General features: G+C 28.7%; 10 protein-coding genes. 9 read left to right on the top strand and 1 reads right to left on the bottom strand.

The window, feature by feature from the left end:
• Nucleotides 1–29 precede the first annotated feature (29 nt).
• The 8 genes from pheS to Tmeso_RS04285 all read left to right on the top strand — a co-directional run bounded on the left by pheS (nt 30) and on the right by Tmeso_RS04285 (nt 10,749).
• Entirely contained in the window at nt 30–1,049 is a 1,020-nt protein-coding gene (gene pheS, locus Tmeso_RS04320) for a phenylalanine--tRNA ligase subunit alpha (RefSeq protein WP_099188648.1), read from the top strand.
• A gap of 12 nt (nt 1,050–1,061) precedes the next feature.
• Nucleotides 1,062–3,443, top strand: coding sequence for a phenylalanine--tRNA ligase subunit beta (gene pheT / locus Tmeso_RS04315; protein WP_099188646.1), 2,382 nt, complete (start codon nt 1,062–1,064; stop codon nt 3,441–3,443).
• A gap of 58 nt (nt 3,444–3,501) precedes the next feature.
• Nucleotides 3,502–4,005 carry a cell division protein ZapA gene (locus Tmeso_RS04310; protein ID WP_099188644.1) on the top strand — a complete coding sequence of 168 codons (504 nt, stop codon included), beginning with the start codon at nt 3,502–3,504 and terminating at the stop codon, nt 4,003–4,005.
• Nucleotides 4,006–4,085: 80 nt separating this feature from the next.
• Nucleotides 4,086–6,491 carry a DUF3656 domain-containing U32 family peptidase gene (locus tag Tmeso_RS04305; RefSeq protein WP_099188642.1) on the top strand — a complete coding sequence of 802 codons (2,406 nt, stop codon included), beginning with the start codon at nt 4,086–4,088 and terminating at the stop codon, nt 6,489–6,491.
• A gap of 34 nt (nt 6,492–6,525) precedes the next feature.
• Nucleotides 6,526–7,095 carry an HD domain-containing protein gene (locus Tmeso_RS04300; protein ID WP_099188640.1) on the top strand — a complete coding sequence of 190 codons (570 nt, stop codon included), beginning with the start codon at nt 6,526–6,528 and terminating at the stop codon, nt 7,093–7,095.
• A 703-nt stretch (nt 7,096–7,798) separates the two neighbouring features.
• Entirely contained in the window at nt 7,799–8,257 is a 459-nt protein-coding gene (locus Tmeso_RS04295; RefSeq protein WP_099188638.1) for an NUDIX hydrolase, read from the top strand.
• A gap of 47 nt (nt 8,258–8,304) precedes the next feature.
• Nucleotides 8,305–8,580 carry a hypothetical protein gene (locus Tmeso_RS04290; RefSeq protein ID WP_099188636.1) on the top strand — a complete coding sequence of 92 codons (276 nt, stop codon included), beginning with the start codon at nt 8,305–8,307 and terminating at the stop codon, nt 8,578–8,580.
• Nucleotides 8,581–8,679: 99 nt separating this feature from the next.
• The gene (locus Tmeso_RS04285; RefSeq protein ID WP_099188634.1) at nt 8,680–10,749 is read left to right on the top strand and encodes a YcdB/YcdC domain-containing protein; all 2,070 of its coding nucleotides are present in this window, start codon (nt 8,680–8,682) and stop codon (nt 10,747–10,749) included.
• Between the two features lie 274 nt (nt 10,750–11,023).
• Here Tmeso_RS04285 and Tmeso_RS04280 read toward each other — a convergent pair whose 3' ends face one another.
• On the bottom strand, nt 11,024–12,481 hold the full coding sequence (locus Tmeso_RS04280) for an aminoacyl-histidine dipeptidase (protein ID WP_099188631.1): 1,458 nt from the start codon (nt 12,479–12,481) through the stop codon (nt 11,024–11,026).
• Between the two features lie 286 nt (nt 12,482–12,767).
• Between Tmeso_RS04280 and Tmeso_RS16330 the strand changes: the two genes are divergently transcribed.
• Entirely contained in the window at nt 12,768–12,929 is a 162-nt protein-coding gene (locus tag Tmeso_RS16330; protein WP_187296221.1) for a hypothetical protein, read from the top strand.
• The last annotated feature ends 19 nt before the right edge of the window (nt 12,930–12,948 follow it).

Raw genomic sequence — 12,948 nt, 5'->3', positions numbered from 1 at the left:
AAACAATATGATAGGAAAGGGTGAATTAAGTGAAAGATCAATTAATTAACATAAAAGACAGTGCCCTAGCACAGATCAATGAATGTGTTAAAATGGACGAAATCGAAGGCTTAAGAGTTAAGTACTTAGGTAAAAAAGGTGAGATAACTGACATACTAAAAGGAATGGGTAAGTTATCAGCAGAGGAAAGACCTGTTATAGGTAAGGTTGCAAATGAGGTAAGAGCTGAAATTGAAGATGCTGTAGTTTCTAAAAAAGAAGAGATAAAGAATATAGAAAAAAATGCAAGCCTTCAAGCAGAGGTTTTAGATGTTACTATGCCTGGTAAAGAGTTTAAAGTAGGAAAGAAACATCCTATAACTCAAATAATAGATGAGGTTAAATACATATTTACAGGTATGGGATTTAAGGTTGCTCAAGGTCCTGAAATTGAGACTGTATTTAATAACTTTGATGCGTTAAATGCTCCTAAGAACCATCCATCAAGAGATACTAGTGATACTTTCTATATAAATGACAATTTGCTTCTTAGAACTCAAACATCTCCAGTTCAAATAAGAACTATGAAATCAACTGAACCACCTATTAAGATAATAGCACCTGGAAGATGTTTCAGATTTGATGCACCAGATGCTACTCACTCTCCTATGTTCCATCAGATAGAGGGACTTGTAATAGGCGAGAATGTTACAATGGCAGAACTTAAAGGTGCTCTTAATGAATTCGTTAAACAATTATTTGGAGATAGCACTAAGACTAAGTTTAGGCCTCATAACTTCCCATTTACAGAGCCAAGTGCAGAGGTTGATGTAACTTGCTTTAAGTGTAAAGGTGAAGGATGTTCAGTATGTAAAGGTGAAGGTTGGATAGAAATACTTGGAGCTGGAATGGTTCATCCAAACGTGCTTAGAAACTGTGGAATAGATCCTGAAAAGTACAGCGGATTTGCTTTTGGTATGGGTGTAGATAGAATAGCTATGCTTAAGTATGAGATAGATGATATAAGATTATTATTTGAAAACGATATGAGATTTTTAAATCAATTTTAAGGGAGTGTTGATATGTTAGTACCTGTTAAGTGGCTTAGAGACTATGTTGATATAGATATGAATACACAAGAATTTGCTGATAAAATGACTATGACTGGATCAAAGGTTGAAAAGGTTGAGTATTTTGGAGCAGATATAGAAAAGGTTGCAGTTGGTAAAATATTAGAAATAACTCAGCATCCAAATGCTGATAAGTTAATAGTTACAAAGGTTGATATTGGATCAGAAATTATTCAAATAGTAACTGGAGCAAAGAATGTAAAAGAGGGAGATATAATTCCAGTTGCATTAGTTGGGGCAAAGCTTCCGGGTGGAATAAAAATCAAAAAAGGAAAACTAAGAGGAGAATTATCTCAAGGTATGATGTGTTCAAGTGAAGAACTTGGAATTCCTTTTAGTATGATTGAAGAAAGCAAAAGAGATGGAATATATGTATTAGATGAAGAGTATGAATTAGGAGCAGATGTTAAAGAAATACTTGGAATAAATGATGCTTTAATAGAATTCGAGATAACTTCAAATAGACCTGACTGCTTATCTATTTTAGGTATTGCAAGAGAAGCTGCTGTTACAATAAAAAAAGAACTTAAATATCCTAATATAGAGATTAATGAGTCAGACGAAAAAGCTGAATTTAACATAAAGATAGAGGAAGAAGCTTTATGTAGAAGATATGCAGCTAGAATGATAAAAGACGTTAAAATAGAGGCGTCTCCATACTGGATGCAAAGAAGACTTATAGAGGCAGGTGTTAGACCTATCAATAACATAGTAGATATTACTAATTATGTTATGTTAGAGCTTGGACAACCACTTCATGCTTTTGATTTAGATAAATTAGAAAGCGATACTATAGTTGTAAGACGTGCTGAAGACGAAGAAAAATTCACGACTTTAGACGACGTTGAAAGAACTTTAGATAGCAATATGCTTTTAATAACTAATGGAGAAAAATCTGTTGCAATAGCTGGAGTTATGGGTGGTGCAAATTCAGAAGTAAGTAATAATACTAAGAATATACTTCTTGAGAGTGCTAACTTTGATTCTGATAATGTAAGAAGAACTTCTAAGAAGCTTAACTTAAGAACTGAAGCATCTGCTAAGTTTGAAAAAGGAATAGATGTTAACTTAGTTGAAACTGCTATTAATAGAGCTGCACAATTAATAGAGCAGTTGAATGCAGGAACTGTATTAAAAGGAATAATAGATAACTACAGTACTCCTGTAAAAGAGCAAAAGATAACTGTTAGACCTCAAAGAATAAACAAATTATTAGGAGAGAATATTCCTCTTAATCAATTTATAGAGATACTTGAAAGCCTAGAGTTTAAGTGTCAGTTAGTTGAAGATAAGGTTGAACTTACAGTTCCAAGCTTTAGACTTGATATGGTAGAGGAAGCTGATGTATTAGAAGAAGTAGCTAGAATATATGGATATGAAAATATACCATCTAAGATGTTATATGGAAATAATACTATGGGACTTCAAACTGTAGAACAATTGTTTGAAGAAAGTATAAAGAATAGTTTAGTTTCTATGGGTCTTAATGAAATATTAACTTATTCATTTGTAAGCCCAAAAGGTGTAGATAAAATAAATCTTTCAAAGGATTCTATAAAGAGAAACTTCATAAAGATTAAAAATCCTCTAGGCGAAGAAACAAGTGTTATGAGAACTACACTTTTACCTAATATGCTAGACGTTGCAGCTAGAAATAATTCTAGAAAAGTTGAAGCATTTGCAGCATTTGAGATAGGAAATATTTTTATGCCTATGGATAATATAATGCCTGTTGAGAGAAAAACTATATGTATATCTATGTACAAAGATTCTATAGACTTCTTTGATATGAAGGGTGTAGTTGAAGAATTATTCAATAATATAGGATTTGAAAACTATGAGGTTCTACCTGAAAAAAATCATACTACATTCCATCCAGGAAGATGTGCTAACATAGTATATAATGATAATATAGTTGGAGTATTTGGAGAATTACATCCTGATGTATTAGAGAACTATGATATAAATAAGAGAGTATATGTTGCTGAGTTTGATTTTGAATTATTATTAACTTATGCAAGAGATGAAAAATTGTATAGACCACTTCCTAAGTATCCTGCTATGACGAGAGATATAGCACTTCTTATTAAAGATGAAGTATATGTTAAGGAAATAGAGGATATAATTACTAATAATTCCCAAGGATTAGTAGAGAGCTTTAAGTTATTCGATGTATATAAGGGAGAGCAAATTGAAGAAGGTCATAAATCTGTTGCATATTCTTTAGTGTATAGAAGCAAAGATAAAACTCTTACAGATGAAGAAGTAAATAAAGTTCACGAAAACATACTAAAAGAACTTAGCGAACAAATAAATGCTAATTTAAGATTGTAAAATCCTTAAAAAAAACTTACAATAAAGTAAAGAGAAAACTCTAAGGGGCTGAGTTAAAGTGAACAAAGTTACCGTAAGAATAAATGGGCAAGAATACAACATGGTTGGAAAAGAGCCAAAGGAATATTTGTTAAAGGTTGCTAGTTATGTAGATGATAAAATGCAGGAAGTAGTTGAGGCTAGTCCTGGATTGAGCACAGCCATGGCAGCAGTTTTAACAACATTGAATATAGCGGATGAACTTTTTAAATGCTCATACGAGTTAGATGAAGTTAACACTAAGTACAAAAAACCTCTTCAAGATTTAGAAAATGCAAATACAACTTTGATAGAGCTTCAAAGTAATATAAGTAAAAGGGATAAAAAAATAGAAGAATTAGAAAAAGAATTAGAAAAATATAAAGACGAATTAACTTCAATTAAACAAGAGTATGAGCAAAGAAAAAATAGCTTCAAAGAACAAGAACAAAGAATTGCAGAAGCTGAAGAAATAGCAAATGATTTTCAAAATAGGCTATATGATATGCAAATGAAAATTGTTGAATTAGAAGAAAAAGAATAAAGAATAATACCTCCAGGGAAAATAAGCCTGGAGGTTTTATTCTTTAGAATAAATTAAATAATAATGTAGGAGTTGATAACTTGAGTAATATAGAACTATTGGCACCGGTTGGAAGTTTTGATGCTTTAAGAGCTGCTGTATCAAATGGTGCAGATGCTGTATATCTTGGAGGTAAGAATTTTGGAGCAAGAGCATCGGCTAATAATTTTGACACAGAAGAAATGAAGCAAGCTGTTGAATACGCACATATAAGAGATGTTAAGGTGTATGTAACTGTAAATACACTTGTAAAGGAAAGTGAAATAAATTACTTTTTAAAATATATAAACTTTTTATATAATATAGATGTAGATGCACTTATACTCCAAGATATAGGAATGACAAAATTAGTTAAAGAGCATTTTCCTGATTTTGAAATACATGCTAGCACTCAGATGGTTGCTCATTCACTTGAAGATGTAAAATATTTGGAAAAATTAGGATTTAAAAGGGTTGTGCTTGCAAGAGAACTTGAAATAGGTGAGATAGAATATATTTCTAAGAATACTTCTGTTGATATAGAAGTATTTGTACATGGTGCTTTATGCGTATGTTACTCAGGACAATGCTTGATGAGTAGTATGATAGGTGGAAGATCTGGAAATAGAGGAAGATGTGCTCAGCCTTGTAGAAAAGTATACGACTTAATAGACAAGAGTAATAGTTATAAAGTGAAATTAGATGATCAATATTTGTTGAGTCCTAGAGATTTAAATACAATAGAGGAATTAGATAAAATAATAGATACAGGAGTTTTATCTTTAAAAATAGAAGGAAGAATGAAAAGAGCTGAGTATGTAGCCACAGTAGTTGGGGCTTATAGAGAAACATTAGATCATTACATAAATAATAAAAAATTACAAGTTAAAAAAGATACATTGGACGACTTATACAGTATCTTCAATAGAAGATTTACTAAAGGATATATACTTGAAAAAAGCGGAAAAGAAATAATGAACCCAGAAAAACCAAATAATACAGGTCTTTATATAGGTAAGGTTGTCGATGTAGATAAAAGAAGAAATAAGATAACATTAAAACTTGAAAACACGCTTAAAAAAGGTGATGGACTAAGCATAGGTGGAGGAAATGTAGGTAGAATACTTAAAAATGATGATATATTAACTGAGGCTTATGAAGGAGATACGATACAGCTTGATTTTAATATACCTATACAAGTAGGACAAGAAGTATATAAGACTTTAGATAGCGAACTTTTAGATAAAGCTAGAAGAACTTATGAAAATGAAGTTGAGATTAAAAAGATTCATATAAAAGGAAAGATAATATTAAAACTTGGTGAATATCCAACTCTTTTATTAAAAGATAATAATGATAATAAGGTTAAAGTTTTGGGAACTAAAAAAGTAGAAGAAGCTATAAAGGTAGCTCTATCAGATGAAAAAATAGAGACTCAACTATCGAAACTTGGAAATACACCTTATGAATTAAAATCTATAATAATAGAAAAAGATGAAAATATAAGTATACCTGTTAGCCTTCTTAATGAAATAAGAAGAGATGCTGTTGAAAAATTAAATCTTAAAAGAAAGAATGTAAACAAGAGAAAATTATTAAAAATAGAAATAACAGATAAAGAAAAACTAGATAAAGATGTAAAAGATACTAAGATTAATGTAAAGATAAGAAAAATGTCTCAGCTTAGAAAAATAGCAGATTTAGATATAGACACTATATACTATGAAGATATAGATACATTAAAAGATGCTATGAATTTATGTAAAGAACACAATAAAAATATAGTGTACTGCCCTCCAAGAATACTTAGGAACAATCAATACAATATATTAAATGAAGCAATTGATATGGGTATTAATGGATTTTTAGTATCTAACATAGGTATGATAAATAAATTATCTGACTACAATATATATGCAGACTATTACTTAAACGTATTCAATAGTGAAACCATAGAACAACTTCAAAATGATAATATAAAATCAGTATGTTTATCTGCTGAGCTGAATATACACGAGATAAAGCAGGTTTTAAACTACGTTAATATAGAAGCTGAATCGATAGTTTATTCTAGAATACCTTTAATGATAAGTGAATACTGTCCTATGGGAGTTTTAACTAGAGATTGTAATAAAGATAAAAGATGTGGAACTTGCAATCAATCTAAGTATTTATTAAAAGATGAAAAAGGACAAGAGTTCCCTGTATATCAAGATAAGTTCTGTAGATCTATAATATACAATTCTAAAATTTTATGTATGATTGATCATTTAGAAGAAATATATAATTCAGGAATTAATACTTTTAGACTAGAGTTTACATTCGAAGAAGAGAACTTCATAAGAGAAATAGTCAAAGCTTATATAGATATAATAGACAATGATTTTGAAGTTCAAGATAGTGAAATGCATGAAAAATTAATAAATGAGGGAATTACAAAAGGACATTACCTAAGGGGTGTCGAATAAAGTATAAAAATATACTAAAGGGGATGTTGGATAAATGATATCAAGAGAAAAAGCAGTTGAAATACTGAATAAATATTTGAGTACAGAACATTTAGTTAAGCACTCTTATGCCGTTGAGGTGGTTATGAGAGAACTTGCTAAGAAGATAGATCCAGAAAATGAAGAAAAATGGGCTATTGCTGGACTTTTACATGATCTTGATGCCGACTTATTAGATTACAAAAATGGAGAGGGAAATCTTCATGGACCAAAAGCTGTAGAATTATTAAAAGAAGAAGGCTTTGGAGATGAGCAAATGTATCATGCTATATGTGCACATAACAAAGGTTGTGGAGTGAAAATAGAGAATAAAATGGATCAAGCAATATATGCAGCGGATCCTATAACTGGATTTATAACTGCTATAACACTTGTGTATCCTGATAAAAAAATAAATAGTGTAAAAGTAAAATCTATAACAAAGAGAATGAAAGAAACAAGATTTGCAGCAGGAGCTGATAGAGAGGCTATGAAATCTATAGAGAAGCTTGGAATACCATTTGCAGAGTTTGCAGAGTTATCTCTTAATGCTATGAAGGAAATATCAGACGATTTAGGACTATAATTAAAGAATAATTATATAAGTATATTAGTGGGTTGGCGAAAAATTACGCACATTAAAATACCGCTACTTAATTGATATTTTTATACAACTACAGATTAGTACTACTTAATATCCTAAAACTTTTAAACTCCCTATGGTCAGACAAAAAAGTTTCTTAACGCATATTTAGTAGTACTAATCTAAGTTGTATGGAAAAATATCAATCCAAAAGTAGCTAACATTTCAATGTTCGTAATTTTTAATGTGTATATTTAAATAATTATGTAGATTTAAGAAAAAATACTTATAAAGAAATAAAGATTTTTAGTCTATGCATAGCATTTATGAGAGAACTTAAGTAGTAACTATTTTAATAACAGAATCCATTAGAACTAATTAAGGTATATGAGTGATGCGATAGCATGAAGAGAATTTTATTTTACAATAAAAACTAAAACTAAAAATATGTCTATGAAAATGTTAGTGAATGCTTTTAGATATTTTGACTAATACGACTTAGTTTTTGTTGTTGAATAATCCGTTAATAAATTTATGTGTCTGACCATAGGGAGTTCGGAAATTTTAGGATTATTCATAAGACAAAAGCTTAGTTGTATTCAAAATATCGTTGCATGAGCGGTATTTTTATAGACATATTTTTGATAACGTACATAATAATCAATGAAAGCGCAGTTATATAAATACAATAAAGGAAGGTATAATTATGAAAAATTCTACTGTGTGTTATATAAAAAAAGACAATAAAACACTTATGCTTCATAGAACTAAAAAGAAAAATGATATACATGAGGGTAAGTGGGTAGGTCTTGGAGGTAAAATGGAACAAGGAGAAACTCCTGAAGAATGTATAATAAGAGAGGTTAAAGAGGAAAGTGGACTGGATATATCAAATCCTAAGTTGAAGGGAATACTTACTTTTCCAAAATTTAAAGATGATGAAGATTGGTATGTATTCTTATTTACGGCTTCTGATTTTAGTGGAGAAATAGGAGATTGTAACGAAGGAGATTTAAAGTGGATAGATGATGATAAAATAGAAGACCTTAATCTTTGGGATGGAGATAGACTGTTTTTAAAATGGATGGAAGAATATGAATTTTTCTCAGGAAAAATAATATATGAAAATAAAGAATTGATAGATTATAGTGTAATAAACTATTAAAAAAATCTACTGAAATAATAGCTTATAAATTTCAAAAGGAGATAATAATGAAATCAAAAACTTCATTAATAATATGGAATATTCTTTGTTGTGGGTTTGTTATAAACATGATAATTGCATTTTGGGGGAGACCTTCTAACCATCTTGATATAATATTGAAATATTTATCATTATCTATGAGATTTTCTATAATGGCAATGATTGCTATTATATGTGTGGGTATTATAACTGACATATCTCGCAAGGGGTTACTGAGTTTATTTTTTTTATATTTAGCTTGGTTAATATTTGTTGCATTTACTTTTCTTTCGTATTGCGCATAACTTAACATAACGAAAATATAATAAATTTTCATAAATAATGAAACTTTTTCTAAAAAAAATCGTCTAATAGATAGAAACTATAAAAGGAGATGATTTGAATTGAAAAAAGGAATAGCTGTGATTTTGTCTTTAGTAATGATGGTACTTTCATTTTTACCATCTATAAGTATAGCTCAAGAAAATGATGGTTTGCAAAAAGCTATATTAGATGCGAAGAACAAATTCAATATAGGTGATGAGTTTAAAAACTTTGAATACTACAAGAGTAACAATGGGAAAACGATTTGGAATTTAAATTGGACTACGGATGAAAAACTTAGTAGAAGAATCGCAGTTTCAATAGATAAAGATGGAAATGTTACAAGATATAGTAAGCATGATTCAAAACTAAATTATGAAACTAACATAAATGTTATAGGAAAAGACGAAGCTAAAAAAGTATCAGACGACTTTATAAAAAATGTAGCTCCAAACTTTGTGGGTGATTTAAAATATATGGATGAAGATAATAGTACTATACAAAGTGATTCTTATTACTTTAACTACGTTAGACTAGTTAATGAAGTTCCTTTTTACGATAATGGAGTTAGGGTTGTTGTAAATAAGAATACTAAAGAAGTAATAGATTACAATTTGAATTATGATTATAATGTTAAGTTTAAAGATGCTAATAAAGTAATTGGGTTAGATAAAGCTAAACAAAAATATACTGAGGAATTAGGATTGAAATTAGTTTATAGAAGAGAATATGATAAAGATTCAAAGCCATATCTTGTTTATACTGCAAAGTATGGAAATTCTTATGCAATAGATGCATTAACGGGTAAGAAAGAAAAAATAGATTCAAATATTATTTATTATAAGAATGCAAAGAATGATAAAATAGAAACTACAAATAAAGAAGAGGTAGCTTTATCTGAACAAGAGATAAAGGCTATAAATGAAGCTTCTAATTTAATAAGCAAAGAAAATGCAGATAAAATATCTAGAGAATCTAAATTTATAGATATATCTTCTGATTATGAACTTAACAATTATAGCTTAAATAAGAACTATCTAGATAGTTCTAAGTTCACGTGGTATTTAAATTATATTTCAAATGATAAAAAATTAGGAAGCATTCATGTATCAATAGACGCAGTTACAGGAGATATAAAAGGATTTAATAAATATTTACCATATGAAGCAGAACTTGAAGCAAAATATAATAAAGATTATGCTAAAAAAGAAGCTGAAAAATTTCTAATTGAATTTTATAATGATAAAAAAGATAATTTGAAATATGATGATAGCTATGATGAGTTTTATGATATTCAAGAAAATACTAAACCAAAATACTATAACTTCAAATTCAATAGAATAGTAAATGGTATAGAATATGAGAATAACTATATAACAATTGGATACGATGCTGTACAGGGAAGCTTGAATTCACTTGATATAGTATGGGATGATATTGAATTTAAAAAACCAAATGTTATAGATATGAATAAGGCTTACAATATTTTATTTAATAAAATAGGTTTAAATCTTGAGTACAAAAAAAATTATAATTATCAAAATAATAAAGATGAAGAGTATGCTAAATTAATTTATACATTAGACAATAGTGTACCTCATAATATAAATGCTACTAATGGAGATATAATATACAATGATAAAAGGAAGTATAAAAAAGTTGAGAATGTAGAATACAAGGATATAAATGGACATTACGCACAAAGTCAAATACAAAAACTTAGAGAGTTTGGAATAAAGTTTGATAGTGAATTTTTTAAACCTGATGAAAAAATAACTCAAAGTGACTTTTTAAAATTATATATGAAAACTATAAACGCTTACTATGGTGAAGTTGAATCTATGGATAATATGTATGCATACCTTATAAGAGAAGGCATAATAAGCGAAAAGGATGTAAAACCAGATAAAATCATGACTAAAAAAGATGCACTAAAAATTATTATAAATGGTTTGAAATATGAATCTGTAGCTAATATAAAAGGAATATTTAATTGCCCGTTTGAAGATGTAGATAGCGATTTTAAAGGATATGCATCTATTGGATATGGTTTTAAAATAGTGTCAGGGTATAACGGAAAGCTAAATCCTAATGAAGAACTTACAAGAGCTAATGCAGCTATTATGATATACAACTATTTGAATAAATAGAAAACTATGCAGTGGTTAAATGAAAAATGAAGGTTATTAAAAAACATTTAAATAACCTTCATTTTTGAGTTTTATCCCTTCGAGACTAACAGATTTAAGAGAAAAGCTTTATTTCAAAATCTTCATATAAAGACTTTCTTATTTTCTAAGATGTTTTTTAGATGGGGTAAGATGTTGTTTAGTAAATAAAAAGTAAAACTAAAAATATATTTTGATAACCCACATAAAAAAATATATACATGAAAAAAGAGCTAAAATTTAGCTCCTTTTTAAATTATTTTATATTTTTTAATATATCTAATAAATATTCGTAAGTTCTTTCAGTTGAAGCTATGTCTAAATGCTCTTCTGGAGTATGAACATCAAACATATCAGGACCTAATGATATAGCATCAACGTGAGGCATTTTTTCAAGTAAAAGACCGCACTCAAGACCTGCATGAATAGCTATAACCTTAGCTTCTTTGTTGCATCTATTTCTGTGAACCCCTTGGCATATTTCTCTAAGCTTAGAATCAGCTTTATAAGACCATTCTGGATAATCAGAGTCAGCTAAAAATTCACAACCTATTAAATTAGCAACACACTTCATTTCGTTAAGTATATTGTACTTTAAGCTCTTAACAGAACTTCTAACAGCACTTTCAAATGTAATTTCCTTATCGTGAGTTATAACTACACCAAGATTTGTAGAACTTTCTACCAGATCTTCAATATCCATACTCATAGTTTTGATTCCATTTGGAATTAAAACTAAAGATGATATTAATTTATTCATAGTATCTTTTGAAAATACTTTTTCTACTTTGTCTTCATATTTTTTAATTTCAACGTTTACACCTGGATCTGAAGTTGCAAATTCTCTTTTGAACGTATCGTTTAAATTTTTCATTGTTTCACAAAGTAGTTCTTCGTTTTTAGAGTCTGTAAGTATTATAGCCTCGCATTCACGAGGTATAGCATTCATTTTTGCTCCTCCGTGGATATTTGCTATAGAGTATATTATTTCATCTTTTAAGTTAGAAAGAATTCTTCCCATTATTTTATTAGAGTTTCCTCTTTGCTTTATAATGTCCATTCCAGAATGTCCACCTTTTAAGCCTGTTATGTCGATTTTGTAAACAGTTAAGTTAGAATCAGCTTCTTCCCATATTATAGGAAGAACTTGTCTTGTTCTAACTCCACCAGCACAGCTAACTAAAAGATATCCTTCTTCCTCAGAATCAAGATTTATAAGATATTCTCCTTTAAGATGAGATGGATTTAGGTTTATAGCTCCACCCATTCCTGTTTCTTCTTCTGAAGTTATTAATACTTCAAGTGCAGGGTGATTTAAATCATTTGCCTCAAGTATAGCTAAAGCATACGCTACAGCTATTCCATTGTCAGCTCCAAGAGTTGTATTATCTGCGTATATATAATTATCAACTATTTTTAATTTTAAAGGATCTTTTTCAAAATCATGATCTGTTCCTTTGTTTTTTTCACAAACCATATCCATGTGTCCTTGAAGGATTACGCAAGGAGCATCTTCATATCCTTTAGTGGCAGTTTTTTTTATTATAACATTTAAAACTTCATCTTGGATTACTTCAAGGTTATGCTTTTTTGCAAAATTCACTAAGTAGTCGCTTATAGCTTTTTCGTTTCCTGAGCCTCTAGGGATTTGAGACATTTCCTCGAAATATCTAAAAACTGCTTCAGGCTTTAGGTTTTTTAAAACATTACTCATAAAATCAACTCCTAATTAAAATCTTTTTTAATATGTGTCAATAATCTTAATGTATGTAAAAAACAAATAAAAAACATATGTAAATCAATTTATATACACATATAAATTTGATTTTATTATAACATATAAAAAATGGTATTCACTTAATAAGTAATATAAAAAGTAAATTTATTAATAGAGAAATATGTTAATAATATAATAGAATTAAAAATTTCTTTAAAACCTTACATATAATAGATTTTATTGATAAAATATAAGTTAGGATTAAATTTAAGGGGTGATAATTATGATGATGGGTAGTTTTTTTATGGTTATATATATGATATTTATGTTGGGATTATTTGGACTTAGTGTTTACTGTTTAATTCTATTTATAAAACTTGCTATAAGAGGGATAAGAGCTTTAGATATATATATAGATAAAGATAAAAATAAAAATGATATTTAGTTAATTTTAAGGAGGACTT

The sequence above is a fragment of the Tepidibacter mesophilus genome (assembly GCF_002724055.1).
GTDB lineage: Bacteria > Bacillota > Clostridia > Peptostreptococcales > Peptostreptococcaceae > Tepidibacter_A > Tepidibacter_A mesophilus.
The sequence above is the reverse complement of the archived record's forward strand: the minus strand, read 5'-3'. Positions and strand labels throughout refer to the sequence as shown.